This is a genomic window from Caulobacter sp. AP07, from assembly GCF_000281955.1.
Lineage (GTDB): Bacteria > Pseudomonadota > Alphaproteobacteria > Caulobacterales > Caulobacteraceae > Caulobacter.
In genome coordinates this window covers 16272-43042 of the sequence record NZ_AKKF01000124.1, presented here as the reverse complement: position 1 = coordinate 43042, position 26771 = coordinate 16272, and the positions used below count along the sequence as shown (strand labels likewise).

The window sequence follows — 26771 nt, the reverse complement described above, 5'->3', positions numbered from 1 at the left end:
CGCCCAGCCACAGGCGGTCGGCGACCAGCTCCATCAGCGAACGGTCGTGGGTGATCAGGATCACCGCGCCCTCGTAGTCGTTGAGGGCGTCCAGCAGGGCCCGGCGCGAGTCGATGTCCAGGTGGTTGGTCGGTTCGTCGAGGATCAGCATGTGCGGCGCGTCCATCGCCACCATGTTGAGCAGCAGCCGGGCCCGCTCGCCGCCCGACAGGTTGGCGACCGTGGTCTCCTGCTTCTCGAAGCCGAGGCCGAACTGGGCCAGGCGCGAGCGGCGCGAGCTTTCCGAGGCGTCCGGCATGGCCCGGCGGATGATCTCCAGCGGGGTGTCGTCCGGATCCATCGCCTCGATCTGGTGCTGGTGGAACCAGCCGACCTTCATCTTGCGGTCGCGGTGCAGTTCGCCCGACTGGATGTTCAGGGCCCCGGCGATCATCTTGGCGAAGGTCGACTTGCCCGCGCCGTTGACGCCCAGCAGGCCGATGCGGTCGTCCAGGTCCATGCGCAGATTGAGGTTCTTGAGGATCGAGCGGCCTTCCTCGTAGCCGACATTGGCCCGTTCCAGCCGGATCAGCGGCGGGGCCAGGGGGCGCGGCGGCGAGGGCAGGGTGAAGGGGGCGACGCGCTCCTCGATGGTGGTGGCCACCGGCTGCATCTTGGCTAGGCGCTTCATGCGGGACTGCGCTTGCGCCGCTTTCGAGGCCTTGGCCTTGAAGCGGTCGACGAAGGCCTGCAGGTGGGCGCGCTCGGCGTCCTGCTTGGCCTTGGCCGACAGCTGCAGGCGGGCCTTCTCGGCGCGGCGCTGCTCGAAGTCGTCGTAGCCGCCGGTGTAGAGCTCCAGCTTGCCGCCGGCCAGGTGCAGCATGTGGGTGCAGCTGTTGTTGAGCAGTTCGCGGTCGTGGCTGACGATCAGGGCGGTGTGCGGGTACTTCTGGAGGCGGGCCTCCAGCCACAAGGCGCCTTCCAGGTCGAGATAGTTGGTCGGTTCGTCGAGCAGCAGCATATCCGGTTCGGCGAAGAGCGCCGCGGCCAGGGCGACGCGCATCCGCCAGCCGCCGGAGAACTCGCTCATCGGCCGGGCCAGGTCTTCCTGGCTGAAGCCGAGGCCCACCAGGATTTCCGAAGCCTTGGCCGGCGCCGCGTCGGCGTCGATCTCGATCAGCCGCGCCCAGATCTCGCCCATGTCCTCGGGCTCGGCGGTGTCCAGGCTGGTCAGCAGGCGGTGGCGCTCCTCGTCGGCCTCCAGCACGGTCTCCAGCAGGGTGAAGGGCGTGGCCGGGTGCTCCTGGTCGACCGAGCCGATCCGCGCGCTCTTGGGCAGGCTGATCTCGTCGTCGCCGGCGTGCAGCTGGCCGAGGATCAGCTTGAACAGCGTGGACTTGCCCACGCCGTTGCGGCCGATCAGGCCGACCTTGGCGCCGGGGGGCAGACTCACGCTGGCGTGGTCGAAGAACTTCCGTCCCCAGGCATTGAAGGTCAGGTCTTTGATCTGGAGCATGTGATTTTGAAGGTACGCGGCGGGTTGGCGGGGAGGGAGCGCCCGGCTATAAGCCCGCAACCTCCCAATTCACAACTTTATGTGTGAGATTTTCGGAACATGACCGAACGTACCTTCTCGATCATCAAGCCTGACGCCACGCGTCGCAACCTGACCGGCAAGATCAACGCCGTCATCGAAGAGGCCGGTCTGCGCATCGTGGCCCAGCGCCGCGTCAAGCTGACCGACGCCCAAGCCAAGAAGTTCTACGAAGTCCACGCCGAGCGCCCGTTCTACGGCGAACTGGTTGAGCAGATGACCGCCGAGCCGGTCGTCGTGCAGGTGCTGGAAGGCGACAACGCCGTCCTGAAGTACCGCGAAGTGATGGGCGCGACCAACCCGGACAACGCCGACGAAGGCACGATCCGCAAGCTGTTCGCCCTGTCGATCGGCGAGAACTCGGTCCACGGTTCGGACAGCCTCGAGAACGCGGGCATCGAAATCGCCCAGTTCTTCAAGGACGAAGAAATCGTCGGCTAAGGCTTTTCAGCCTTGGCGACAGCAAGAGGCCGGCGGGGCGACCCGCCGGCCTTTTTGTTTGGGTTGAACCTCACCTGATCACGAAAATTCTTGAACCTTGCTCGTCCGTTCCAGGGCGTTCAGGCGATCGAGGACCGAGAGGAAGGTCAGAAAGAAGAATATCGCCGAGACGACGAGACCAACACCGGGGACTAGCGTCCCGATCGTCCAACCCCAGGGATTGATTCCGCGCTTTCGGGCAATGACGTAGACGATGGCCACGTAGAACAGGCTCAGCACGATCATCGGCATGAATTGAATCATCTGGGCTTCCACATTGTTTTCCTTCGCTTTGCTTGCGGAAGGTTATCGTGACTCCTGAAGCCGCAAAGCGATTTCCAAACACACATGCGCGGACGATTGATCCGCCGCTCACACCCGCCGCAGGCCCAGCAGAAACAGCCGGCCGACCTCGCCGGAAATCTCGCTCGCCGGCCGGTTGTCGCCCGGCGGTAGCCATTTCGACAGGTGGCTGAAGGCCCCGGCCGAGGCCAGGGCGACGGGCTCGAGGTCGAAGGGGCGCAGGGTGCCGTCCTTGACGCCGCGCCGGGCCAGTTCCACCGAGCGGCCGGCCAGGGCGGCGGTGCGGCCGGAGAATCGCTTGCGGGCGGCCTCCGAGAAGATCTCCAGACCCGTGGTCAGCGACAGCGGGTGCAGGTCCTCGATCTGGGCCTCGACGTTCAGCCCCAGGGCCAGCAGCGAGCATTCCAGCCCGCTGTCGCCGGTCTCGGCGACGTCCATGATCCGGTCGTAGAGGTCGAAGGCGCGGTCGTAGCAGTGGGCCACGAAGGCCGGCTTGCTGTCGAAATAGTGGTAGACCAGCCCCTTGGTCGCCCCGACCTCGGCGGCGACGTCGTCCAGCGACACCCCGTCGATGCCCCGGCGGTTGAACAGCCGCGAGCCGGCCCGGGCCAGGGCCTCGAGCCGCTGGTCCTTTTCCGAACCCTCGCCCGGCGTGATAACGTCGGCGATGTGCCGCCGCATCGGCGGGATCGTCGCGCCCTCCGACGCCACGCCGTCGATGATCAGGCTGGGAATCGCCGCGGCCATGCGGATGGCGAAGGTGTCGTCGTCATTGTCCATCCAGGCGCGGCCCAGCGGCGCCCAGGACAGCATGCCGAAGATGGTCTGGCAGGCCAGGTCGGCGTCGCAGGGGCGGATCGAGCCGTCCTCGACGCCCTGGCCGACCAGGGCCTTCAGCGTCTCGACATTGCGGGTCCGGGCGGCCTGGACCTCGTGGCGGGACGCCTCGGGCAGGAAGGCCAGTTCGCTGAGCACCGCCACGGGCGGATGGTCCAGCTCGACCGCCAGCCGGAGGAACCCGGCGACCTTGTCCAGGCCCCGGCCGCCGCCGGCCGCCGCGCGGGCCAGATCGGCCTGGGTCAGGTCGCAGGCCCGCAGGTAGCACTGGCGGACCAGGTCCACGCGGTCTGCGCAGTAGTTGTAGATCCCCGCCCGGGTCAGGCCCACGCGCCGGGCGATCGCCGCCAGGCTGGCGCCGGCCACGCCCACGCGGTTGAACTCGACGGTCGCCTCGTCGAGCACCGCCGCGTGGCGGGCCGCCCGCGCTTCACCGGCCAGCGATCTCATCAAGGCTTCCAAGCTCCGTCCATGCGTCCTTCGTCCGTCATCGCAGCAAAGAGATACCGCTTCGATAAATAAATTGACAGATGCGTATGTTCAGGCGCGTCATACTCAAGTGTCAGAGCGAACGACGTCAACGTATCGCCAAGCCAGGCACGGGGAGGAAGACGCATGCGGGATGCTCGCGGGGCCTGTCGGTCCATCACGAAGGTTCGCCGTCGCGCCGCGATGGCCTTGGGCGTTTCGGCGCTGTCGCTGATCTGGGCCGGGGGCGCGGCCGCGGCCGACGACGCCGTTCCCGTCGCGACGACGCCGGCCACGGTCGACGAGATCGTGGTCACCGCCTTCAAGCGCGAGGAGCGCCTGCAGGAGGTGGGCGCGACGATCACCGCCCTGTCGGCGCAAACGTTGCGGTCCTCGCGGATCGGCGGCGTGGCCGACCTGTCGTCCTACGCCCCCAATGTCGACATCAAGGAGACCGTGCCCGGCGCCCTGCCGACCGTGACCATGCGCGGCATCGGCCTGGACGACTTTTCCACCACCAGCAGCCCGGCCGCCGGCGTCTATCTCGACGAGGTGCCGCTCAGCTCGCCCGGGCTGATGAGCGGCGACTTCCTCGACCTGGCCCGCATCGAGGCCCTGAAGGGACCGCAGGGCACGCTCTACGGCCGCAACACCACGGCCGGGGCCCTGAACATCATCTCGGCCAGGCCGGAGAAGGACTTCGGGGCCCTGGCCAAGGTCGGCTACGGCGACTACCGCGCGTTCGAGGCCGAGGGGATGGTCAATGTCCCGCTGTCCGACAGCGTCCAGCTGCGCCTCAGCGGCAAGACCATCCAGCAGGGCAGGGGTTACTGGAAGAGCACCCTGCTGGCCGACGGGACGCCAGGCGAGCGCGACATCGGCTCGCGCGACGTCTGGCTGGGCCGGGTCCAACTGGCCGCGCAACCCACCGACGCCCTGTCGATCAACCTGAAGCTGGAGGGCCAGCGCACCCGGTCGGAAATGGGCGTGCCCAAGACCTTCGGCGCGTTCACCCCCGGCGCGCCCTTCGTGCCCTGCGCGCCGGTGCTGGCCGGCCACACCGACAACACCCAGTGCGTCGACGCCTTCGGCTACCGCAACAGCCATTCCAGCCCGTATCGCGGCGACTGGGCCGGCGAATTTCCGTACGAGATCGACCAGGTCAACGCCACCTCGCTGGTCAATTACGACCTCAACGGTTTCAGCCTGACCTCGGTCACCGGCTACATCAACTTCGCCCGTTTCTACCACATCGACGTCGACGCCACCCCGCGCCAGCAGTTCGACTATCTGGAGAACGAGGCGGTGCGCCAGTTCACCCAGGAGTTCCGGGTCGGCAAGGACACCGCCCTGGTCGACCTGCTGGGCGGGGCCTTCGTGTCGTGGGACCACGTGCTGGGCGACAACGTCAACCAGAGCGACCAGTGGCCGCTGCTGCTGTTCGGGGCCGCCAGCGGCTCGGGCAAGACCACCTACAACCAGACCACCCGCTCGGCCGCGCTGTACGCCAACGCCACCTGGCATCTGCGGAGCGACCTCGATCTGGTCACCGGCCTTCGCTACACCGGCGAGGAGCGCCACTATGCCGGCGGCACGACCTTCATCACCCCGTCGCCGCTGGTCGGGGTCAACGACACCTTCCTCGACGACAAGATCCACGACCACAACGTCACCTGGAAGCTGGGCCTCAACTACCGCCTGACGCCAGACGTCCTGCTGTACGGCTCGGCGGCGCGCGGGGTGAAGAGCGGCGGCTTCTTCAGCGGCTTCACCAACAACGCCGCCCAGCTGCTGCCCTACCGGCCCGAAACCCTGACCGCCTATGAGCTGGGAGCCAAGACCCAACCGGCTTCCAGCCTGATCCTGAACGGCGCGGTGTTCTACTACGACTATTCGGACCCGCAGACCTTCGTCCGCTACGTCGATCCGGTCACCACCCTGTCGGTGCAGAAGGTCGGCAATGTCGACGGCGCCAAAGTCTATGGCGCGGAGGTCGACGCCAACTGGCGGCCGGTGACGGGGCTGAGCCTCAACGCCGGCCTGGGCCTGCTGCACACCCGGCTGTCGTCATTCACTACCGCCGCCGGGGTGATCCCGGCCGGCAACCGCCTGCCCAACGCTCCCAAGGCCACCTTCAACGGCTCGGCCCGCTACGAATGGTCGATCGGCCAGGGGCTGACGGCCGCGCTCCAGGGCGAGGCCCACTATTCGGGCGCGGTGTTCAAGGAGGCCTCGAACGACCCGCTGATCGCGGCGGGCGCCTACTGGCTGTTCAACGCCCGGGCCACGATCGCCCGGCCGGACGACCACTGGGAGCTGGCCGTGTGGGGCAAGAACCTCTCCGACAAGCTCTACGAGGTGCAGGGCAACAACCTGTCGTCCCTGGGCCTGCTCAACAGGAACTACAACACGCCGCGCACCTTCGGCGTCGAACTCACCTATCGCTACTGAAGGACCGTGCCATGAGCGTGCTCGAAATCGAGATCGGCGGCGTCTGCGCCCCCCAATACGGCGCCGTGAAGGACGCCTTCGCCGCCAACCTGCGCGATCGCGACGAGGTCGGCGCGGCCTTCAGCCTGTGGGTCGGCGGCGAGCCGGTGGTCGACCTGTGGGGCGGCTGGAAGGACGCGGCGCGCACCCGGCCGTGGGCGCGCGACACCGTGGCCAATGTCTGGTCCACCACCAAGGGGATCAATGCGGCCTGTTTCGCCATGCTGGTGTCGCGCGGCCAGGTTTCCTACGACGACCCGGTCGCCCGCTACTGGCCGGACTTCGCCGCGGCGGGGAAGGGGGCGATCACCGTCGGGACCCTGCTGTCGCACCAGGCGGGGCTGAGCGGCTTCACCGATCCGGCGACCATGGACGACCTGCTGGCCGGCGAGGCGGCGGCCGGACGCCTGGCGACCCAGGCCCCGATCTGGGAGCCCGGCACGGCGTCGGGCTATCACGCCATCAGCGTCGGCGTCCTGGCGACGGCGCTGTTCGCCCGCATCGAGGGCCGTTCGATCCGGCAATTCGTCGCCGAGGAGATCGCCGCGCCCTACGGGCTCGACCTGGCCATCGGCCTGGCGGCGGACCAGGCCGACCGTGCCGCCGAGATGCTGGCCCCGCCGGGCATGGGCTCCTCCAGCATCGGCGCGCTGAATCCGGCCCAGGTCGCGGCCCTGACCAATCCGTCGCTGGACCCGCGGGTGGCCAACACCGCCGCCTGGCGCGCCGCCGACCTGCCGTCGGCCAACGGCCACGGCCACGCCCGGGCCCTGGCCGCCTTCTACGCCGCCCTGCTGCCGGACGCCGATCCCGCCCGCCGTCCGGCCTCGCCGGCGGCGATCGCCCAGGCGACCGCGCCGAGAATCGAGGGCGTCGACCTGGTCCTGGGCCTGTTCGCCCGCTGGGGCGCCGGGTTCCTGGTCAATTCCGAGGAACTCTACGGCCCCAACCCCGAGGCTTTCGGCCATTCCGGCTGGGGCGGCTCGTTCGCCTTCGCCGACCCGAAGGCCGACCTGGCCATGGGCTATGTCATGAACCGGATGAGCGACCAGCTGCGCGGCGATCCCCGGGCCATGGCGCTGATCGAGGCCGTCTACCGGAGCGTCTGAAGCGCGGGCGCGGGCGATTTCCCATGACAGGCGGCGACCGGATCGGTGACGATCCGGTCGTCGTCCTATCGGGGATCGGAGCATGAAGGACTATCGTCGGCGCGACGTCGCCCTGGCCGCCGGACTGTCGGGCGTCGCCGGCTATGTCGACGCCATCGGCTTCCTGAAGCTGGGCGGGTTCTTCGTCTCGTTCATGAGCGGCAATTCCACCCGGCTGGGCGTCGGGGCGGCGACCGGCCATTGGGAGACCGTGCGCACGGTCGTGGTCCTGGTGGGGCTGTTCGTCGCCGGGGTGGTGGCGGGCGCCCTGGTCGCCCGGCGGGCGGGCGAAGGGCGGCGGTCGGCGGTGCTGGCCCTCGAGGCGGCGTTGCTGGCGCTCGGGGCGGGTCTGATCACCGGCGGGTTCGACGCGGCCGGCGTCGGGGCCATGGTCCTGGCCATGGGGGCCGAGAACGCCGTCTTCCAGCGCGACGGCGACGTCGGGGTCGGCCTGACCTACATGACCGGGGCCCTGGTCAAGGCCGGCCAGCGGATCGCCGCGGCGTTGAGCGGCGGCGACCGCTGGGCCTGGGGGCCCTATGCCCTGCTGTGGGCCGGCCTGACCCTGGGCGGGGCCCTGGGCGCGGCCGCCTATCTGAGGTTCGGCGTCGCCGCCCTGTGGGCCGCGGCCGGCGTGGTGGCGACCCTGGCGGCAGTGAAGGCCTGGCGGGAGCGGCGGGCGGCTAGCTGACCCAAGCTGAATCGGCCGACGCGGCTTGGGTCCCCCGAACAAGTCGGGGGATGACGAATGTGGGTGGGCCGGGGCGCCAGAATATCCGCGGCGAAGCTCCAACCGTCCGCCTCACCCCGTCGGCGCCTTGGCCGCCTCCGCCGCGCGCAGCAGGCGCAGGACGTTGCCGCTCCAGATCTTCTCCAGGTCGGCCCTGGTGTAGCCCTCGGCCAGCAGAGCCTGCGAGATCTTCCAATAGTCGGAGGCGTCGTTCAGCCCGGTGACCCCGCCGCCGCCGTCGAAGTCGATGCCGATGCCGACGTGATCGACCCCGGCCACCTTCAGGGCGTGGTTCAGGTGGTTCATGAAGTCGGCGAAGGTGGCTTTCGGAACCGGCCACTTGGCCTCGATCGCCTTGTACTCGACCATGAAGGCGGCGCGCTGTTCCTCGCTCATTTTCGACCGGGCCCCGGCCTTGGCCATCAGGGCCGCCATCGCCGCCTCGCGGTCGGGGTTCTTGGGCGTCTCGATCAGGTAGCTGGAATAGGCGTCGACCTGGATCACCCCGCCGCTGTCGGCCAGGGCCTTGATCCGCGCGTCGTCGATATTGCGCGGGTGGCCGAACACCGCCTTGCAGCCCGAATGGGTGAGGATCACCGGGGTCTTCGACAGGGCGATCAGCTGGTCCAGCACGTCGTCGGACGAGTGCGAGCCGTCCAGCACCACGCCCAGGCGGTTGGCCTCGGCGACGAACTGCTTCCCCAGCGGGCTGAGGCCATGCCACTCCGGCTTGTCCGTCGAACTGTCGGCCATGTCGTTGTTCTTGAAGTGCGCCAGGCCGCTGATCCGCACGCCCAGGGCATAGAAGGCCGACAGCAGGGTGACGTCGCCGTCGATCGGGTAGCTGTTCTCGATGCTCATGAACACGACGCGCTTGCCTTGGGCGGCGATCATCGCGGCATCGTCGGCCTTCAGGGCCAGGCCGAACTTGTCGCCGTGCTTGGCGACCATCTCGCGGATCTCGACGCCGCGGATCAGCGCCCCGTCGCGGGCGGCGCGGGTCGCCTCGGGCGTGCGCGGGCCCTGCGGGGTGTAGATGGCGAAGAAGCCGCCATCCAGCCCGCCCTCGACCATGCGCGGATAGTCGATCTGCGAGCCGTCCTTGAGGGCGTCGTGGCGGTCGAGGATGTCCCAGCCAGGACGGCCGAAATTGGCCGGGGTGTCCAGGTGGGTGTCGAGGCTCAGCAGGCCCTCGTGGATCTTGCGCGCCGAGGCGGCGGTTTCGGCGGCCTGGCCGGTGGCGGCGAAGGCCAGCGCCGAGACGGCGGCGGCCAGGAGCAGGGAGCGGGTCGTGAAGCGGGTCATGGGGATGAGCACTCGTACGCTGTCCGGCCGGCCCCCCGTCCCCTTTTCTGGGGCGAGAGACCGGCCGGAACGTGGACCTAGAAGTCGGCGGAGAGGGTGAACTGCACCGTCCGGTGCGAGCCCGGCCGGAAGCTGGCCGGGGTGTTCACCGTGGTGTTGATGGTGCCCAGATAGTCCTTGTCGAAGATGTTATCGATGTTGACCCGGGTCTTGACCTGCTTGAACGGCCCGGCCGCGAAGCCGTCGCCGAGGTCGAGATAGGCGTTCCACAGCGTGTAGCCCTTGGTGCTCTCGCTGTTGATGAAGTTGGTGAAGCGGTCGTCGATGTGGCGGACCGACAGGTTGAACACCACGCCTTCCGTCGGCTCGACCGTCACCCCGCCCTGGAACAGCCATTCGGGGAAGTCGGGCACGACCTTGCCCTTGGTCGGCAGGGTGACCGGCGTGGCCGTGGCGCTGGACCGGTAGTTCAGGACGTCGTCCTGGAACTCGGACTTGTTGTAGGAGAGGTTGGCGTTGAAATAGATCTTGCCGCCCAGCAGGTCGGGCTTCCATTGGCCGCTGAACTCGGCCCCCGACGCCTTCACCGCCCCGACGTTCTGAAAGAAGCTTTCCAGCGTGACGCTGCCCGGCACCACGGCGTTGAACTGCTGCAGCCGGTTCTTGAAGTCGGTCTTGTAGACCACGAACGAGGCGTTGAAGGTCGGCCGGTTGGCGCGATAGCCCAGTTCCAGGTTGGTCGAGGTTTCGGGCTTGGGGCCCGGCGCGCTGGGGCTGGCGGCCGAGAAGATGTCGTCGGCGCCGCGCGGCAGAGCCATGTTCTCGGAATAGGACGCGAAGACCTGGTCGCGCGGATTGACGCTGTAGACCAGGCCGACCTGGGGCAGGAAGTTATCCTTCCAATTGGCGTCGATCGACGGCGTGCGGCCGGTGCGATAGTCGGCGATCTGGCGCTTGCCATGGATGTTGTAGTCGACGTCGAGCGTCTTGAAGCCCAGCTCCAGCTTCAGCTTGTCGTCCAGCAGGGTGAGGGTGTCCTTCAGGAAGAACTGGGTGGTGTCGCGGGTCGAGACGTAGTCGCGCTGCAGGTGCACCGGCTGGTTCAGCAGCGGCGCGCCGTCGGGGTCGCCGTTGACGGTGTTGTAGCGCGCCTGGGTGCGGTGATAGTCGTCCTTCTCGAGCCAGACCCCGGCCTCGAGCTTGTTGAAGCCGAACTTCCAGCTGCCCTTGGCCGTGACGCCCTTGCGCGTGCCGTCGATGGCGGAGAGACCGTATTGCAGGCCCTTGGGCGCGGTCAGCCCCGTCAGGCCGGCGGCCACCTCGGCGTCGTAATTGCCCTTGGACGTCGCATAGTCCTCCGGCGAGACGCCGTAGCCGCCCTTGTCCTCGTAATAGGCCGTCGTGGTCACGTCGATCGCGTCGGTGATCGGCGTGTTCAGGGTCAGGCCGTAGAGGTGGTCCTTCCGCTTGTTGACCGCGAACTTGTAATAGTTGGCGTAGTTAGGGTTCGAATAGACGATCCCCGCCGCGGTCTGCGGCAGGCTGGCGGTGGGGACGATCACCGGCGCGCCGAGCGGCACGGACAGCGGCACCGCGCCCAGATAGGCGAAACTGCGCCCCTTGCGGCCGAAGATATCGCCCGCCGTGCCGTTGTACTGCGCCTTGGTGATCGAGGGGCTGTCGTAGTCGTAATAGTCGTTGTGGACGGTCTGGAAGGTGATGTCGCCGCCGGTGGGCAACTCATAGCGCAGCTTGCCCTCATAGTGCTTGCGGTCGATCGTGCCCGGGCCACGCCACAGGTCGCCCTTGATCCACGAGCCGCTGACATAGGCCGAGACCGGACCGATCTTGCCGGTCTCCAGGCGCAGGAAGCCGCGCTTCAACGCGTCGCTGCCCAGGGTGGCGCTGGCCGCGCCGCCGAAGTCCTCGGACGGCTTCTGGGTGAAGTAGTCGACGATCGGGCCCAGCGAGGCGTAGCTGGGCAGGGACACGTCGCCGGCCCCGGCCGAGGCGGTGACCCGGTTGAGGTTCTCGTTGTCGACATAGCGATAGATCGGGCTGCCGCCGAACTGGTCGCTGCGGCCCATCGGGATGTTGTCGAGCAGGAAGCCGATCTGCTGGAAGTTGAAGGCCCGCACCGACACCGAATTGCCGAACTCGTACATGCCCAGGGCGTCGTTGGCCTGGACGTTGAAGCCGGGCAGGGACTCCAGCATCTTCAGGCCGGTGACGCCGGCCGGGGCCGACAGCAGCGCTTCGCGGGTGATCGAGACGGTCGCGGTGGCGTGGTCGGTGCCGATGGCGACGCTGGCCTCGGAGACCCGGCTGCCGGTGACGACGATCTCGTCGACCGCCGAGGCCTTGTCGGCCTCCTGGGCCAGGACCGGCGTCGCGCCGCCCAGCACGGAAGCCGCCAGCAGGAAGGCCCGCAGGCGGCAGGCGGCGGGCGAAGAGCTGTTTCTTGTCATGACTATCCCCAATCATTTTGACTGAGGTCAAGCTCGACGTTCCGTTCTGATTGGTAAATTCAGAAAAGCTCTTGGCGACCTTAATATAAAGAACAAGTCAAACGGTGCGCATATGTGCCTAGAATATGAACATCACTGATGTTGTATATTTGAAGTTCAAATGAGTATCTCGCGATAGTTGCGTGAACTATCGCGTTGGGCGCGAGCGAGGTTCCAGGTGAGGCGGGGAACAGGTCTGGATATCAGGTCATGGGCAGCCGCACGGGTGTAGGGACGCGCCGGAATGGCCCGTCTTCCGCACCCCCGCTGTCCTTGGCGCCTGAGAGATTCAGCGCCCCTATCGGCTTGATGAGGGGGCGCCTTGCTCCTTCGGCGAGGGCGCATGCAGCGCGCCCTGCTTTCCAGCGTTTCGAGGCTCGCGCGGTCCTTCTGCTTGAGCGTTTCCGGGGCGGTTTCGCCTTCAGCGCCGGGCCAGGCCCGGTCTCTCCCGCGAGAGCGGGGACAGGAAGGTCCGCAACAGGCCTTGCGTCAATTCACGGCGACGCCGCGCTCACCACATGACGCCGGGCGCCGTTTCGAAACGCAACGCGCGCCGCTTTTCGCGGCGTCGGAGGGGCGCGAGTTCGCCCTCGTGCAAGTCGAAGTACGCTTAGAGCCCGCGCACGAACTCGGCCAGGGTGGCGGCGTAGAGCTGGTGCTCCTGCTCCAGCACCCGGTCGGACAGCATGTGCTCGGTGTCGCCCGGCAGGATCGGCACGCGGGCCTGGCCCAGCACCGGGCCCTCGTCGACGCCGGCGGTGACCAGGTGGACGGTGCAGCCGGCCTCGACTTCGCCGGCGGCCAGGGCGCGGCCGTGGGTGTCCAGGCCGGGATACTTCGGCAGCAGGGACGGGTGGATGTTGAGCATCCGGCCCGCCCAGGCCTCGACCAGGAACGGAGTGAGGATGCGCATGTAGCCGGCCAGGGCGACCACCTCGACGCCGCGGGCGCGCAGGGCGGCGTCGATGGCCCGCTCGTGGGCCTCGCGGTCCTTGCCGAACGGGCGCTGGTCGACGGCCAGGGCCTCGATCCCGGCCTCCGCCGCCGTGACCAGGCCGCCGGCCTCGGGCTTGTTGGACAGCACCAGGACGACCTCGAACGGGCAGGCCGGGTCCTGGGCGGCGCGGACCAGGGCCTCCATGTTGGAGCCTCGGCCGGAGATCAGGACGGCGACTTTGGTGCGTTGGGTCATCGGATATTTCTAATCCTTCTCCCCTTGAGGGAGAAGGTGTCGGTCGAAGGCCGACGGATGAGGGGGCGAAGGCGGGGGCGACCGCGCACGGTGACGGCGGTGCGCCCCCTCTTCCGATCCGCTGCGCGGGCCACCTTCTCCCACGAGGGGAGAAGGACGAAACTCAGCCGGCCACCAGTTGCCCGCAGATGAAGGCGTCTTCGCCCGCGTTCAGCAGCGCCGCCAGCACGGGCTCGGCGTCGGTCGCGGCCACCACCAGGATGAAGCCCACGCCGCAGTTGAAGGTCCGGCGCAGCTCGTGGTCGGTGATGCCGCCCTCGCGTTGCAGCCAGTCGAACACCGGGGGCAGGGGCCAGGCGTTCCAGTCGAACTCGGGGACCAGGCCCTTGGCGATGCAGCGCGGCGGGTTCTCGATCAGGCCGCCGCCGGTGATGTGGGCGCCGCCCTTGACCCGGCCCGACTGCAACAGCGGCAGGATCGACTTCACATAGATGCGGGTCGGGGCCATCAGCGCCTCGGCCAGGGTCTTGCCGTCTTCGAACGGGCAGGGCGCGTCCCAGGCCAGGCCCGAGCGCTCGACGACGCTGCGCACCAGGCTGTAGCCGTTGGAGTGCGGGCCCGACGAGCCGATGCCGATGATCACGTCGCCGGCCCGCTGGGCGTCCAGCTTGGGCAGCACGCCGTCGCGCTCGACCGCGCCCACCGAGAAGCCGGCCAGGTCGTATTCGCCGTCGCTGTACATGCCCGGCATCTCGGCGGTCTCGCCGCCGACCAGGGCCGCGCCGGCCAGCTTGCAGCCTTCGGCGATGCCGGCCACCACGCTCTTGGCGACCTCGAGGTCCAGCTTGCCAGTGGCGAAATAGTCGAGGAACAGCAGCGGCTCGGCGCCCTGGGCCAGCAGGTCGTTGACGCACATGGCCACCAGGTCGATGCCGACCGTGGCGTGCATCCTGGCGTCGATGGCGATGCGCAGCTTGGTGCCGACCCCGTCGGTGGTGGAGACCAGCAGCGGGTCGTCGTAGCCGGCCGCCTTCAGGTCGAACAGGGCGCCAAAGCCCCCCAGGCTGCCGTCGGCGCCGGGGCGGCGGGTGGCCTTGGCCAGGGGCTTGATGGCCTCGACCAGAGCGTTCCCGGCGTCGATATCGACGCCGGCCTGGGCGTAGGTGAGGCCGTTCGGCTGGTCGCTCATGCGTGGGCTCTGTGTCGGTAACGACCCAACGGGCCGTTTTTGAAAGGAAACTTGCCGCTCCCCCTAAGCTTGTGCTTGCAGACTCGGGGGTGCGCGAGGCTATTAGCAGCCGATGACGACGATCACCACCACCGCCGCGCTGGCGGCGTTCTGTAATGAGTTGAAGGGCGCCCCCTTCATCGCCGTGGACACCGAGTTCATGCGCGAAACCACCTATTGGCCCAAGCTGTGCTTGATCCAGGTGGCCTCTCCGGACACCGAAGCGTGTATCGACCCGCTGGCCGAGGGCTTGGACCTCGCGCCCCTGCTCGACATCCTGCGCGATCCCGCCGTGCTCAAGGTGTTCCACGCCGCCCGCCAGGACGTCGAGATCTTCAACAATCTCAACGCCATGCCGACGCCGCTGTTCGACACCCAGGTGGCCGGCATGGCCGCCGGGTTCGGCGAGCAGATCGCCTATGACGCCCTGGTGCGCCAGATGCTGAAGATCGAGCTCGACAAGTCCAGCCGGTTCACCGACTGGGCCCGTCGTCCGCTCAGCGAGGCGCAGCTGACCTACGCCGTTGCCGACGTGACGCACCTGGCCACCCTGTTCCCCATCCTGCGCGAACGCCTCGAAAAGGCCGGACGCCTGGCCTGGGTCGAGGAGGAGATGAAGGCGCTCAACGATCCGGCCGCCTACGACGTCGATCCTGAAAAGGCCTGGCGTCGCCTGCGGCCGCGCAAGACCGCCCCGAAATACCTGGCCGTGTTCAAGGCCGTCGCCGCCTGGCGCGAGCGCACCGCCCAGACCCGCGACCAGCCGCGCGGCCGCATCCTCAAGGATGAGGCCATCGACGAACTGGCCACCCAGGCCCCGACGTCGCTGGAGGGCCTCAACACCCTGCGCAGCGTGCCCAAGGGCTTCGGCGGCTCCAAGTTCGGTCCCGACCTGCTGGCCGCGATCAAGTCGGCCCTGGCCGATCCCGAGGGCTACGCTCCGGTGCTCGAAAAGTCCGGCCCGCCGCCGCCCGCTTCCGCGGGCGCCGTGGTCGAGCTGCTGAAGGTGCTGCTGAAGGCTCGGGCCGAAGAGGCCGGCGTGGCCTCCAAGCTGATCGCCACGGTTTCCGACCTGGAAAAGATCGCCGCCGACGACGAAGCCAACACCCCGGCCCTGCAAGGCTGGCGGCTGGAGGCCTTCGGTTCCGACGCCCTGAAGATCAAGCGCGGCGAACTGGCCCTGGTGCTGGACGGCGCCCGGGTTCGTGTGGTGGAAGTGCGCCGCGCGCCCAAGCCGGACTGAGGGCGCCGGGGGGCTTCGGCCCTCCAGTGTTCGGTGCGGTAGGGGCTGTGGGTGTGCGCATGACGTGGGACAGTCTGGCTGAAGCCTACAGGCCCGCGGCCATTTCCCATCGACGCCAGATTCCGCTGCGGCTGTTCGTCATCCTGGTGGTCTGCGTCGTCATGGCCTGGCGACCGGCTTTCAGCTTCATGGTCCCCTGGGCGGCGGCCTGCATCGTCGCGCAGATCGCCGAGCAGCAGGCGCTGAGGCATTTTCTCACCCGGCCCGCGCCGGGCCGGGCGGTCGCCTTCAACCTGACGACGGACGTGCTGCTGGCCATGGTGTTCGGCTGGCTGGCCATTCCGCTGTGGCAGGTGGGTACGCCCGTCGCGTCGGCGGGGGCTGTGCTGGTGGTGTCCGGCTCGGTCCTGACCGCCCTGATGGGCGCCGAGGGCTGCGTCGCGGCCTTCGTGGCGGCGGTGACCCCGCACATCACCTACATGTTCGTGCTGCCGCTGGTGGCCGGATCGCGCCACGATCCGGTGACGCCCTATTTCCTGATCGGCGTGAGCCTGTTCTCGCTGGTGCTGGGCCTGGTGTTCGCCTGGTCGCGCCGCACCTTCGAGGCCGAGCGCGCGGCGCGGCGGGCGGCGGAGGCCCAGACGGCGGCCAAGTCGGCCTTCGTGGCCATGGTCAGCCATGAGCTGCGCACGCCGCTGGGCGCGATCCTGAGCGGAGCCGGCGACCTGTCGCGCGACGACGGCGGAGCCCTGGCCCGCGACAAGGCCGCCTTGATCGCCGACGCCGGGGCGATGATGCGCTCGTTGCTCGACGACCTGCTCGACTATTCGAAGATCGAGGCCGGCCAGATGAGCGTCGAGACCCTGGATTTCGACCCCCGCGCCCTGGTCGACGACACGATCCGGTTCTGGCGGGCCGGGGCCAGGGCCAAGGGGCTGTCGCTGAGGATGACCGGCGGCGACGACCTTCCCGACTGGCTTCGGGGCGATCCGATGCGGATCCGCCAGGTGCTCAACAACCTGTTGTCCAACGCCATCAAGTTCACCGCCGAGGGCCAGGTCGAGATCGCCGTCGAGGCCCGGCGTCAGGGCGGGGCCTGGCTGCTGACTCTATCGGTCACCGATACCGGCCCGGGCCTGTCGCCCGACCAGTTGGCGCGGTTGTTCACCGCCTATGACCAGTTGGGAGCCGACACTGCCCGCACCTTCGGCGGCACCGGCCTTGGCCTGTCGATCAGCCGTGACCTGGCCCTGTTGATGGGCGGCGACCTGGTGGCCCAGTCGGCGCCCGCCGGCGGCGCGCGCTTCGTCCTGACCGTGCCGACGCCGGAAGGTGTCGCGCCCGCCGCCGAGCCGGCGCCGGCGCCCGCGGTCTTCGCCGGCGCGCCGCGGGCCCTGGTGGTCGATGACCACGAGGTCAACCGCCGCGTCCTCGACCAGATCCTCGGCGCCCTTGGCCTTCAGGTGGAGCTGGCGGGCGACGGCGAAGCGGCCTTGGCCGTGGCGGGGGAGCGACGGTTCGACGTCATCCTGATGGACGTCAACATGCCGGGGCTGGACGGGCTGGACACCACGCGCCGGCTGCGGACCGAAGGGCCGAACCGCCGGACTCCGGTGATCGCCGTCACCGCCGGGGTCTCGTCCGCCGAGCGCTCGGCCTGCCTGGCGGCGGGCATGGACGGCTGGGTCGAGAAGCCCTTCGAGGTCGCGGGCCTGCACGCGGCGCTCAGCCTGGCCCTGGAGGTCCGGGGTTAGGCGTTTTCGACACCTAGCCAGGTGGAGCGATTTCATTTCCGCCGATATTCCGGCGCCCACGCCCACCCACAGTCGTCATCCCCCGACTTGTTCGGGGGACCCAAGCGGAGTTTGACGTTGGGTCCTGCGCTGCTTGGGTCACCCGCATAAAGCGGGTGATGACGGAATTTTTGAGTTGAAGAAGCGCTCACGGTCCACGCGCCTAGAGCGCCGTGATCTTCAGTTTCAGCCCCAGCAGCGTGGCTAGCGTCCCCGCCCGCTTGCCGGTCTGCTCGCCCAGCAGCAGGTCGGCATAGCCCGGCTCGGCGGCCAGCAGCAGGTCGCCCTTGTCGATAGCCAGGCGCGAGCGGGCCAGCAGGGGGGCGCTGCGGCCCGACAGGTCGCAGCCCAGGCGGATGGCGGCCCCCAGGGCGCGGGCCCGTTTCAGCTTGGCCGGGGTCAGCAGGCGCTCCAGCACCTCCAGCTCGGGCGGGGTGAAGGCCGTGGCGTGGCGGGCGAAGGCGGCGGCGGCCAGGAAGGCGCGCTCGGCGTGGGTCTGGCCGGCGATCGGGGCGCGCAGCACCTGCTCGAACACCAGGTCGGCGCGATGGTCGGGGTGCAGCCGCGCGCCCAGGTCGGCCAGCCGGCAGGCGGCCGAGACCAGCACCGCGTCGCGCGCGTCGCCGAAACAGGGCGGCAGGAGGCCGAACGCCGGGGTCAGCCAGGCGTCGAGCGCCGCGCCCAGCTCGTCGGCCACCCCTTGCCGGGCCCCCAGGGAGGCGCAGCCTTCGATCAGCGGGTCTAGCCGCCGCACGCCGGGCGCCATGGCCTCGAACAGCAGCCCCTCGCGCACCCCGAAGGCCGAGATCTCGATGCGCTTGAGGTCGAGGCTCTCGATCAGGGTCTCCAGCACCACGGCGGCGTAGGGCAGGGTCTCCGAGCGCTTCTTGCTCATGCCCTCGATGCGGTCCAGCGAGCTGCGCGACTGGTGGGCCACCAGGCGCGCGGCCTCCAGGGCCTCGCCGCGGCTGATGCTGTACTGGTGGACGACGTGCAGCGGGTAGTCCGAAAGCCGCATGTGCAGCAAGGCGAGGTTTCGCCAGGCTCCGCCGACGGCGTGGAAGGTGTCGCTCCGGAAGGCCTGGGCCACCGGGGCCAGGCGCTGGGCGCACAGCCGGCGCACGCGTTCGCCGTCGAAACCGTCCGACAGGCCCAGGCTGAACGGCCCCAGCGGCAGGGTGACGCCCAGGCCGGCGCCGGTGGATTCGAGCCGGACCAGTTCCAGGCTGGCGCCGCCCAGGTCGCCGACCACGCCGGTGGCGTCGGGCGCGCCGGCCAGCACGCCCAGGGCGGCGTAGCGGGCCTCTTCCTCGCCCGTCAGCACCCGCATGACCAGGCCGGTCTCTTCGCGCACCAGCTTGACGAAGGCCGCGCCGTCCTTGGCCTCGCGGACGGCGGCGGTGGCGGCGACGAAGGTCTCGGCGGGCTTGACGGCCTCGAGCACGGCGCGGAAGCGCTTCAGCGCCGCCAGGGTCTGGGCCACGCCCTCCGGGTTCAGGCGTCCGCCGTCGCCGAGGTCACGGCCCAGCCCGGCCAGCACCTTCTCGTTGAAGACGGTCCAGATGGCGCGACCTTCCAGCCGGTACACCACCAGGCGGACCGAGTTGGAGCCGATATCGATAACGGCCGCGTCGCGCGGCGCCGCAAAAGGCATGGGGCTGGTTTAGCCTATTGGGCGGGGAGGGGAAGCCTCGAAACGCTCCTTCTCCCCTTGCGGGAGAAGGTGGCCCGCGAAGCGGGTCGGATGAGGGGGTGAAGGCGAGTTCAGCCGCTCGCGGCGTCAACGCCCCGCGACCCCTCATCCGTCGGCTTCGCCGCCACCTTCTCCCGCAAGGGGAGAAGGAAAAGCGCGATCACCCCCGCCGCGGTCCCACATGGTCGAACGCCTGCGGCAGGTCCTTCACCTTGTGCCCGCGGCCCGACAGGCTGGGGTTGGTCATGAAGTATTCGTGGGCCGAGAAGGCGCCCTTGCGGTCCCAGGCCGGATCGCGGGCGTAACGTCCTTCGGCGTCGAGGGTCCAGCTCTGGGCCTCGTCATTGAGGTTGGCGACCATGATCTGGTTGAGGATCTGCTCGTGCACGGTGGGGTTCTCGACCGGCACCAGGCTCTCGACCCGGCGGTCGAGGTTGCGCGGCATCCAGTCGGCCGAGCTGATGAACACCCGGGTCTGGCCGCTGGGCATGGCCGCGCCGTTGGCGAAGGCGACGATGCGGCTGTGCTCGAGGAAGCGGCCGACGATGCTCTTGACGCGGATGTTCTCGGACAACCCCGCGATCCCCGGCCGCAGGCAGCAAATCCCGCGCACCACCAGGTCGATCTGCACGCCGTCCTGGCTGGCGCTGTAGAGGGCGTCGATGATCTGCGGGTCGACTACGGCGTTCATCTTGGCCCAGATCGCCGCCGGCTTGCCGTCGCGGGCGTTGCGGGCCTCGGTGGCGATCATGGTCAGCAGGTCGGGCTTCAGCGTCTCGGGCGAGAACGACAGCTTCTCCAGCCCGTGCGGCTGGGCGTAGCCCGTGATGAAGTTGAACAGCTTGCCGCCGTCGCGGCCCAGGGCCGGGTCGCAGGTGAACAGCGACAGGTCGGTGTAAACCTTGGCCGTCTGCGGGTGATAGTTCCCCGTGCCGAAGTGGCAATAGGTGCGCAGGGCCTCGCCCTCGCGCCGCACCACCACCGACAGCTTGGCGTGGGTCTTCCAGTCGACGAAGCCGAACACCACGTGGACGCCGGCCCGCTCCAGGTCGCGGGCCCACTTCAGATTGTTCTCTTCGTCGAAGCGCGCCTTGATCTCGACCAGGGCCGTGACGTTCTTGCCGTTGTCGGCCGCCTCGATCAGGGCCGCGACGATCGGGCTGTCCTTGGAGGTGCGGTACAGGGTCTGCTTGATGGCCAGCACATTGGGGTCGCGGGCCGCCTGGCGCACGAACTGCACCACCACGTCGAAGCTCTCGAACGGGTGGTGGACCAGGATGTCCTTCTCGCGGATCGCCGCGAAACAGTCGCCGCCGTGGTCGCGGATGCGCTCGGGGAAGCGGGCGTTGAACGGCTTGAACTTCAGGTCCGGCCGGTCGGGCGGGATCAGCTCGGCCATCTGGGCCAGGCCCAGCTTGCCGTCGACCATGATCACGTCGTCGGGCTCGGCGCGCAGGCCCTCGATGATGAACTCGCGCAGGTCGTCAGGCATGGTGGTCTGGATCTTGACCCGGACGACGCGGCCCAGCCGGCGCTTCTTCAGCCGCGCCTCGAACTCGCGCACCAGGTCTTCGGCCTCTTCCTCGATCTCCAGGTCACTGTCGCGGATCAGGCGGAACAGCCCCCGGCCCTCGACCTCGTAGCCGGGGAACAGGTGGCCGAGGAACAGGATGATGAAGCTTTCCAGCGCCACGATCCGCCGCTCGCGCTTGCGGGTCTTGGTCGGGCCCTGCGACAGCTCCCAGAACCGCTGCACCTGGCTGGGCACCGGCACCAGCGCGTAGAGGTGCTTGTCGTCGGAGATCCGCCGCAGCTTCAGGGCCAGGCAGAAGCCGAGGTTGGGGATGAACGGGAAGGGGTGGGCCGGGTCGATGGCCAGGGGCGTCAGCACCGGGAACATCCGGGTCAGGAACAGCTCCTCGGCCCGCTCGCGGTCGGGGCCGGCGATGTCCTTGGCGTCCAGCAGCTTGAGGCCCTCGCCCCACAGCTCGGCCCGCACCTCCGTCCAGATCCGCTGCTGCTCGGCCATCAGTTCGGCGGCCGAGGCGTTGATGCGCAGCAGCTGCTCGCCCGGCGTCAGCCCGTCCTGGCTGACCACCCGCACGCCCTCGCGCACCTGGCCCTTCAGGCCGGCCACCCGGACCATGTAGAATTCGTCGAGGTTGTTGGCGCTGATCGACAGGAATCGCAGCCGCTCCAGCAGCGGGTGGCGGGGGTTGGCGCTCTCCTCCAGCACCCGCTGGTTGAAGGCCAGCCACGAGGTCTCGCGGTTGAAGAACCGTTCGGGCGAGGCCAGGAACTCCTCGTCCAGCCGCAACCCCGCCGGATCCGGCGCGGCCGGCGACGGCGCGGCGGGCAGGGACAGGGCGGCGGCGTCGGTCATGGGGGGCTCCGGATTACTGCGCACAGAGTGACGGAGGGTCGTGACGGGAGCAAGACAAAGCACCCTCTCCCATGGGGAGAGGGAGGGGCCCGCCGCGCAGCGGTGGGAGGGTGAGGGGGTAAGACGTTCGACGGCGTGCCGGCAGAGTGTTCGCGTGAAACCGGTGAGGGCGTAACCCCTCACCCTCCCACGCTCTTCGAGCGCGGGCCCCACCCTCTCCTTATAGGAGAGGGTTTACTCCTCCCCGTCATCCTCCCCGAACGCCAGCACCGCCAACGCCAGGGCCTTGTTGACCTCGCGGCCCTGATCGATCGACGCTTCGTCCAGCGCCGCCACCGCCGCCAGCGCCGCCGGGGCCGAGCGCGGCAACCGCGCCATCAGGTAGGGATAGAGGTCGGCGGCCGGCCGGATGCCCGCCGCCTCGAAGCCGCGCCGCAGCACCGCCTGCAGCACCAGGTCGTCGGGTTCCTCGATGCGGGCTACGGGGAGGGCGTTGAGCCGCGAGCGCAGGTCGGGCACCGCCGCCTCCCAGGCGATCGGGGCCAGGCGGCCGGTCAGCAGCAGGCTGCCGCCGTCGACCCCGGCCATGTTGATCAGGTGGAACAGGGTCTCGTCGTCGACAATATCCCCGTCGGACCTCCGGTCCGCGTCCTCGACCAGCAGCGGCCGGCCGCGCAGGGCCGCCAGGTCGAGCGGCGCGCTCCCGGTCGTGGTCGCCTCGATCACCACGGCGTCGTGGGTCCGCGCCCAGTCGCGCGCCAGGTGGGTCTTGCCCGTCCCCGCCGGCCCGACCAGGGCCAGCCGCCCCTCGGCCCAGGCCGGCCAGGCGTCCAGCGCCGCCAGCGCCTGGACGTTGGTCGGCGACGACACGAACGTCGCGCGGTCCCAGGCGGGCGGTTGGTGCAGCGGCAGTCGGAACTGACGGGGCAAGGCGGGGTCCGGACGTGGTTACTCTGTTACCGCAGATATAGGGCGCGGACGGACGGAGGGCGAGGTGTGGGGGCGGTTTGGCTGGGGATGAGGGGCGGGGAGGTGTGGATGACTCAGGGAGGTTTTCTCCAATATTATTTCTTAGTCGATTTCTCAATCTGAGTTCGAAGTGACATCACATTCACAGCGGGAGTAGATGCACCGACGTAGAGAGCCGTCATTTTCGCTAAAAATGGTTGCAAGTCCGAGGATATTTTGTCGGATAATCTGTCGACAGCAGGTCCTCCCGATACCCATTTGTTTTTCTTTGCGAGAGTTACTAGGCCCGATGTTGCAGCTCCAACAGCTCCCGAAGCCGCTGGTCCGCCAATGCATCCAGCAAGGCTTCCCGCCAAGCCAAATGCGCCTGCAAATAACGCGGCGTTCGCCAATGCGGCATTCTTGCCGTAAAATCCAGAGCAAGCTTCAAGCAGCATGTATCTTCTGGATTTTGCTATCCTTTCTACTTCCGCATTAATGTTCATAATTTCCCGCTGAATTTCGGCGAAATCGCTTCTGATATTTTCCTTTGACTGGGATGTAATTCGGTTTATTTCTCTAGAAATTAACGGACGAAAATTTTCTACGATATCCAGATACGAATTTATATCGATGTCTGTCGGGATTTTTAGCCCAAGCCCTTTTGCAACTTCCATATCGAGACTGCTGGATATGGTGATCGCTTCATCTATATCAGATGTGACGCCTGTCGGTAGTGTGGCTATGTCTTTTCCGTCAATATTTATTGGGGAGTTGAATACTTGAGCGGTTCGAATTGAATATATCGTCTCGCTCATATTTGTAACATGAGATATTTGTTCTGAATTTTTTGATTTTACAGCATATTTGAATTCATCGAGAAGTTCATTGTCTGGAGAGATAAAAGGATATAAATTCTCTATTATTCTGTCCACGTCGTCACGATGTTTTCTTATGTTGATGCTGCGAGATATGCTTCTCTTTGTATTTTTCTCCCAGAGTGAAACGCAGTGGGAGCAAATTCTTCCTGGGCCAATTTCAGTCACACCGAAATAGCGATACGCATGATACTCATAGCTGTTAACGTGATGGTGCGAGTAAACAAAATCTGCAATATTTTCTGAATATCTACTATATGGTGCTGTCAATATTGGAGTAATAGCTTTTCTTTCCACCAATGTTTTAAAGTTATTGAAATCGCTCTTCTGTATACATTCTGGACATACCGTTACATAGATAACGTCGTTGTAGGGTAGTTGAGCCAATATTCTATCAAAATTATAGTTTGGGAGTAGAGTTTTTGGGGAGCCAATTGTTTCATCGACGTACTCGCTTACAAAGAGGCTTTCTTCGTTGAGATCCTCGTAAGAATCCGACTCTAAGCGGTCAACGAAACTCGCAACGCGTTCGCTATGAAGCTGATCGCGGTCGATCGAAAATTTTGTCAAAACTCCACCTCCCCAGACGGCCATTCCCGCAGAATGTGCGGAAATCCGCCGAACGGCAACCTGATCGCTATGAATCTGAGGGCGCGTTCGCGTCGCTAGGTGGAATGCAGAACTTCGTTTTCACGGAGTACGCGAGCAATTTTGACTCAGCGATATGTTCAGTCAGTTGAGAGAAGCACGATAAGTCTTCTGCATGAACGAGATAGCCTCCGACCTCGCCGCCTGGCGCGCCCGCATCACGCGTCCCGCCGGCCCGCTCGGCGCGGCGTCCCGGGCCGTGCAGCGACGGATCAACCGGATCATTCCCGAGAAGGTCCACGCCGCCGTCACCGCCGCCATGCAGGGGATGACGCGGGCGATCCTGACCGGGGCCGACTTCGCCACCGCCTCGCCGCTCCACAACGCCAGCCTGGAGGACCGCGAGGCCAAGGTCCGCGCCGCCATCGACGGCTGGAAGAAGGCCGCCGGGGCCGAGGGCGGGGTGGCCGGGGCCGGGGGCTTCCTGCTGGCGGCGGCCGATTTTCCGCTGCTGATGAGCTTCAAACTCAAGCTCTTGTTCGAGATCGCCGCCCTCTACGGCCATGACGGCAGCGTGCTGAGCGAGCGGCTCTATATCCTGCACATCTTCGAGCTGGCCTTTTCCGACGTCGAACACCGGGTCCGGGTGCTGGCGGCCATGGACGACTGGGACACGCGCCCGCACCCCACCGACCTGGCCGATTTCGACTGGCGGGCGTTCCAGCAGCAGTACCGCGACCACATCGACCTGGCCAAGCTGGCCCAGCTGCTGCCCGTGGTCGGCGCGCCGGTCGGGGCCGTGGTCAACTGGCGGCTGACGGCCCACCTGGGGGAGACGGCGATGATGGCCTACCGGATGCGGTGGGCGGCGGCGTGAGGCCGGGGACATGCTCTCACGCCACGGCGTGGGTCGGATTGCAGAGAGCCTGCCGTGAGTGCGTGTCCCCAATTCATCCGCTGCGCTTGGCTCCTTGGAGCGGGAAAGCTTGGAAGCGCCGTGGACGCCGATGGGGACACGCACTCACCCCCGCCGCCTGGGCAGGTCTTCGAGGCCTTGCCGTGAGAGCATGTCCCCGGCCGCGCGCCGCCCCAGAATCCTTGACATCCACGCCCCCCCATGCGCCTTTCCGCGCCTTGCAAATCACCGCGTTTCGAAGCCTTTCAAAGACCTTTTCATGACCTCGATGCACGCCTATCGCACCCATACCTGCGGCGCCCTGCGGGCCGCCGACACCGGCGCCAGCGTCCGCCTGTCGGGCTGGATCCACCGCAAGCGCGACCACGGCGGCCTGGTCTTCGTCGACCTGCGCGACCATTACGGCCTGACCCAGCTGGTCCTGCACCCCGAGACCCCGGGCTTCGCCATCGTCGAGCGCCTGCGCGCCGAGAGCGTGATCCGCATCGACGGCGAGGTGGTGGCCCGCGACGCCGCCGCCGTGAACCCCAACCTGCCGACCGGCGAGGTCGAGATCCGCGTCGCCGCCGTCGAGGTGCTGAGCGAGGCCGCCGAACTGCCGCTGCCGGTGTTCGGCGAGCCGGACTACCCGGAAGAAATCCGCCTCAAACACCGCTATCTGGATCTGCGCCGCGAGACCCTGCACAGGAACATCGTCCTGCGCAGCAAGGTCATCCAGTCGATCCGCAGCCGGATGTTCGCGCAAGGCTTCAACGAGTTCCAGACCCCGATCCTGACCGCCAGCTCGCCGGAAGGCGCGCGCGACTTCCTGGTGCCGTCGCGTCTGCATCCGGGCAAGTTCTACGCGCTGCCGCAGGCCCCGCAGCAGTTCAAGCAGCTGCTGATGGTCTCGGGCTTCGACCGCTATTTCCAGATCGCTCCGTGCTTCCGCGACGAGGACCTGCGCGCCGACCGGTCGCTGGAATTCTACCAGCTCGACGTCGAGATGAGCTTCGTCACCCAGGAAGACGTGTTCGCCGCCATCGAGCCGGTGATGCACGGGGTGTTCGAGGAGTTCGCGAACGGCAAGCGGGTCTCGGCCTATCCGTTCCAGCGTATCCCCTACAAGGAATCGATCGCCAAGTACGGCAGCGACAAGCCCGACCTGCGCAACCCGATCGAGATGCAGGACGTCTCGGAACACTTCCGCGAGGGCGGTTTTGGCCTGTTCGCCAAGATCCTGGCGGCCGACCCCAAGAACGCCATCTGGGCCATCCCGGCCCCGACCGGCGGCAACCGCGCCTTCTGTGACCGCATGAACAGCTGGGCGCAGGGCGAGGGCGCGGCGGGCCTGGGCTACATCTTCTGGCGCGCCGCCGACGAGCACGGCAATGAAGAGGGCGCGGCCGGGCCGATCGCCAAGAACATCGGCGACGAGAAGGCCGCCGCCATCGCCGCCCAGCTGGGCCTGAAGACCGGCGACGCCGCCTTCTTCGTGGCCGGCGACCCGGCGGTGTTCGCCAAGTTCGCCGGCCTGGCCCGCACTCGGGTCGGGACCGAGCTGAAGCTGGTCGACGAGGACCAGTTCCGCTTCTGCTGGATCGTCGACTTCCCGATGTTCGAGTGGAACGAGGACGAGAAGAAGGTCGACTTCTCGCACAACCCGTTCTCGATGCCGCAGGGCGAGATGGCGGCCCTGGAGAACGAGGACCCGCTGTCGATCCTGGCCTATCAGTACGACATCGTCTGCAACGGCTACGAGCTGTGCTCGGGCGCGATCCGGAACCACAAGCCGGAGATCATGCTCAAGGCCTTCGAGACCGCCGGCTACGGCGCCGAGGTGGTCGAGGAGCAGTTCGGCGGCATGCTCAACGCCTTCCGCTATGGGGCCCCGCCGCATGGTGGTCTCGCCCCCGGCATCGACCGCATCGTCATGCTGCTGGCCGAGCAGGTCGCGATCCGCGAAGTCATCGCCTTCCCGCTGAACCAGCAGGGCCAGGACCTGCTGATGAACGCCCCGGCCGAGGCCCAGGAGCGGCAGTACAAGGAACTGCACATCCGCTCGGCGCCCCCCATCAAGATCTAGGGC

The 26771-nt window shown here is 67.5% G+C and carries 19 protein-coding genes, 1 pseudogene and 1 riboswitch; of the genes and pseudogenes, 8 read left to right on the top strand and 12 right to left on the bottom strand.

What is annotated here, in order from left to right; translation table 11 throughout:
• Positions 1-1495: ABC-F family ATP-binding cassette domain-containing protein (locus tag PMI01_RS07860; RefSeq protein WP_007666496.1), on the bottom strand; the 1495-nt coding region annotated here is incomplete at its 3' end.
• Between the two features lie 99 nt (positions 1496-1594).
• Here PMI01_RS07860 and ndk point away from each other — a divergent pair.
• Positions 1595-2014 (top strand): nucleoside-diphosphate kinase, encoded by a 420-nt coding sequence (gene ndk, locus PMI01_RS07855; protein ID WP_007666495.1) that lies wholly within the window; start codon positions 1595-1597, stop codon positions 2012-2014.
• A 78-nt stretch (positions 2015-2092) separates the two neighbouring features.
• On the opposite strand, the gene PMI01_RS07850 is transcribed toward ndk, so the two are convergent.
• A complete protein-coding gene (locus tag PMI01_RS07850) occupies positions 2093-2329 on the bottom strand; it encodes a hypothetical protein (protein ID WP_157223713.1) in 237 nt (78 codons plus the stop codon).
• Positions 2330-2425: 96 nt separating this feature from the next.
• Positions 2426-3643, bottom strand: a complete 1218-nt coding sequence (locus PMI01_RS07845) for a TetR family transcriptional regulator (protein ID WP_007666492.1) — start codon at positions 3641-3643, stop codon at positions 2426-2428.
• Positions 3644-3865: 222 nt separating this feature from the next.
• On the opposite strand from PMI01_RS07845, the gene PMI01_RS07840 reads away from it, so the two are divergent.
• The 3 genes from PMI01_RS07840 to PMI01_RS07830 all read left to right on the top strand — a co-directional run bounded on the left by PMI01_RS07840 (position 3866) and on the right by PMI01_RS07830 (position 7990).
• On the top strand, positions 3866-6112 hold the full coding sequence (locus tag PMI01_RS07840; protein ID WP_035035279.1) for a TonB-dependent receptor: 2247 nt from the start codon (positions 3866-3868) through the stop codon (positions 6110-6112).
• 11 nt (positions 6113-6123) lie between these two features.
• A complete protein-coding gene (locus tag PMI01_RS07835) occupies positions 6124-7260 on the top strand; it encodes a serine hydrolase domain-containing protein (protein WP_007666488.1) in 1137 nt (378 codons plus the stop codon).
• An 82-nt stretch (positions 7261-7342) separates the two neighbouring features.
• Positions 7343-7990 carry a YoaK family protein gene (locus PMI01_RS07830; protein ID WP_007666486.1) on the top strand — a complete coding sequence of 216 codons (648 nt, stop codon included), beginning with the start codon at positions 7343-7345 and terminating at the stop codon, positions 7988-7990.
• 111 nt (positions 7991-8101) lie between these two features.
• Here PMI01_RS07830 and PMI01_RS07825 read toward each other — a convergent pair whose 3' ends face one another.
• The 4 genes from PMI01_RS07825 to purM all read right to left on the bottom strand — a co-directional run bounded on the left by PMI01_RS07825 (position 8102) and on the right by purM (position 14222).
• Entirely contained in the window at positions 8102-9334 is a 1233-nt protein-coding gene (locus tag PMI01_RS07825; RefSeq protein WP_007666484.1) for a dipeptidase, read from the bottom strand.
• 77 nt (positions 9335-9411) lie between these two features.
• On the bottom strand, positions 9412-11802 hold the full coding sequence (locus PMI01_RS07820; RefSeq protein ID WP_007666483.1) for a TonB-dependent receptor: 2391 nt from the start codon (positions 11800-11802) through the stop codon (positions 9412-9414).
• A gap of 411 nt (positions 11803-12213) precedes the next feature.
• A riboswitch (glycine riboswitch) is annotated at positions 12214-12302 on the bottom strand.
• Positions 12303-12451: 149 nt separating this feature from the next.
• Positions 12452-13033 (bottom strand): phosphoribosylglycinamide formyltransferase, encoded by a 582-nt coding sequence (gene purN / locus PMI01_RS07815; RefSeq protein WP_007666482.1) that lies wholly within the window; start codon positions 13031-13033, stop codon positions 12452-12454.
• 163 nt (positions 13034-13196) lie between these two features.
• The gene (gene purM, locus PMI01_RS07810; protein ID WP_007666480.1) at positions 13197-14222 is read right to left on the bottom strand and encodes a phosphoribosylformylglycinamidine cyclo-ligase; all 1026 of its coding nucleotides are present in this window, start codon (positions 14220-14222) and stop codon (positions 13197-13199) included.
• 112 nt (positions 14223-14334) lie between these two features.
• Here purM and rnd point away from each other — a divergent pair, with 112 nt between their 5' ends.
• Both rnd and PMI01_RS07800 read left to right on the top strand, forming a co-directional pair.
• Complete coding sequence (gene rnd, locus PMI01_RS07805; RefSeq protein WP_007666479.1) at positions 14335-15504, top strand: ribonuclease D; 1170 nt, start codon at positions 14335-14337, stop codon at positions 15502-15504.
• Between the two features lie 59 nt (positions 15505-15563).
• The gene (locus tag PMI01_RS07800; protein ID WP_007666477.1) at positions 15564-17258 is read left to right on the top strand and encodes a response regulator; all 1695 of its coding nucleotides are present in this window, start codon (positions 15564-15566) and stop codon (positions 17256-17258) included.
• A gap of 202 nt (positions 17259-17460) precedes the next feature.
• Here PMI01_RS07800 and PMI01_RS07795 read toward each other — a convergent pair whose 3' ends face one another.
• The 5 genes and pseudogenes from PMI01_RS07795 to PMI01_RS27005 form a co-directional block, all read right to left on the bottom strand.
• Positions 17461-18951 carry a Ppx/GppA phosphatase family protein gene (locus PMI01_RS07795; protein WP_007666475.1) on the bottom strand — a complete coding sequence of 497 codons (1491 nt, stop codon included), beginning with the start codon at positions 18949-18951 and terminating at the stop codon, positions 17461-17463.
• Between the two features lie 199 nt (positions 18952-19150).
• Positions 19151-21373: an RNA degradosome polyphosphate kinase gene (locus tag PMI01_RS07790; protein WP_007666473.1), complete on the bottom strand. Its 2223-nt coding sequence runs from the start codon at positions 21371-21373 to the stop codon at positions 19151-19153.
• Between the two features lie 62 nt (positions 21374-21435).
• Positions 21436-21519 (bottom strand): annotated as a pseudogene (locus PMI01_RS27790) (hypothetical protein); the annotation flags it as partial.
• 88 nt (positions 21520-21607) lie between these two features.
• Positions 21608-22303 carry a DnaA regulatory inactivator HdaA gene (locus tag PMI01_RS07785; RefSeq protein ID WP_007666471.1) on the bottom strand — a complete coding sequence of 232 codons (696 nt, stop codon included), beginning with the start codon at positions 22301-22303 and terminating at the stop codon, positions 21608-21610.
• A gap of 134 nt (positions 22304-22437) precedes the next feature.
• Positions 22438-23769 carry a hypothetical protein gene (locus tag PMI01_RS27005; protein WP_007666470.1) on the bottom strand — a complete coding sequence of 444 codons (1332 nt, stop codon included), beginning with the start codon at positions 23767-23769 and terminating at the stop codon, positions 22438-22440.
• A 193-nt stretch (positions 23770-23962) separates the two neighbouring features.
• On the opposite strand from PMI01_RS27005, the gene PMI01_RS07780 reads away from it, so the two are divergent.
• A complete protein-coding gene (locus tag PMI01_RS07780) occupies positions 23963-24664 on the top strand; it encodes an EcsC family protein (RefSeq protein WP_007666469.1) in 702 nt (233 codons plus the stop codon).
• Positions 24665-24962: 298 nt separating this feature from the next.
• A complete protein-coding gene (gene aspS / locus PMI01_RS07775; protein WP_007666468.1) occupies positions 24963-26768 on the top strand; it encodes an aspartate--tRNA ligase in 1806 nt (601 codons plus the stop codon).
• The last annotated feature ends 3 nt before the right edge of the window (positions 26769-26771 follow it).

Bases quoted from the DNA above. Each gene is read 5' to 3' on its own strand.
- ndk (WP_007666495.1), top strand. From the start codon at position 1,595: ATGACCGAACGTACCTTCTCGATCATCAAGCCTGACGCCACGCGTCGC.
- PMI01_RS07845 (WP_007666492.1), bottom strand. From the start codon at position 3,643: ATGAGATCGCTGGCCGGTGAAGCGCGGGCGGCCCGCCACGCGGCGGTG.
- PMI01_RS07840 (WP_035035279.1), top strand. From the start codon at position 3,866: ATGGCCTTGGGCGTTTCGGCGCTGTCGCTGATCTGGGCCGGGGGCGCG.
- PMI01_RS07835 (WP_007666488.1), top strand. From the start codon at position 6,124: ATGAGCGTGCTCGAAATCGAGATCGGCGGCGTCTGCGCCCCCCAATAC.
- PMI01_RS07830 (WP_007666486.1), top strand. From the start codon at position 7,343: ATGAAGGACTATCGTCGGCGCGACGTCGCCCTGGCCGCCGGACTGTCG.
- PMI01_RS07825 (WP_007666484.1), bottom strand. From the start codon at position 9,334: ATGACCCGCTTCACGACCCGCTCCCTGCTCCTGGCCGCCGCCGTCTCG.
- PMI01_RS07820 (WP_007666483.1), bottom strand. From the start codon at position 11,802: ATGACAAGAAACAGCTCTTCGCCCGCCGCCTGCCGCCTGCGGGCCTTC.
- purN (WP_007666482.1), bottom strand. From the start codon at position 13,033: ATGACCCAACGCACCAAAGTCGCCGTCCTGATCTCCGGCCGAGGCTCC.
- purM (WP_007666480.1), bottom strand. From the start codon at position 14,222: ATGAGCGACCAGCCGAACGGCCTCACCTACGCCCAGGCCGGCGTCGAT.
- rnd (WP_007666479.1), top strand. From the start codon at position 14,335: ATGACGACGATCACCACCACCGCCGCGCTGGCGGCGTTCTGTAATGAG.
- PMI01_RS07800 (WP_007666477.1), top strand. From the start codon at position 15,564: ATGACGTGGGACAGTCTGGCTGAAGCCTACAGGCCCGCGGCCATTTCC.
- PMI01_RS07795 (WP_007666475.1), bottom strand. From the start codon at position 18,951: ATGCCTTTTGCGGCGCCGCGCGACGCGGCCGTTATCGATATCGGCTCC.
- PMI01_RS07790 (WP_007666473.1), bottom strand. From the start codon at position 21,373: ATGACCGACGCCGCCGCCCTGTCCCTGCCCGCCGCGCCGTCGCCGGCC.
- PMI01_RS07780 (WP_007666469.1), top strand. From the start codon at position 23,963: ATGAACGAGATAGCCTCCGACCTCGCCGCCTGGCGCGCCCGCATCACG.
- aspS (WP_007666468.1), top strand. From the start codon at position 24,963: ATGACCTCGATGCACGCCTATCGCACCCATACCTGCGGCGCCCTGCGG.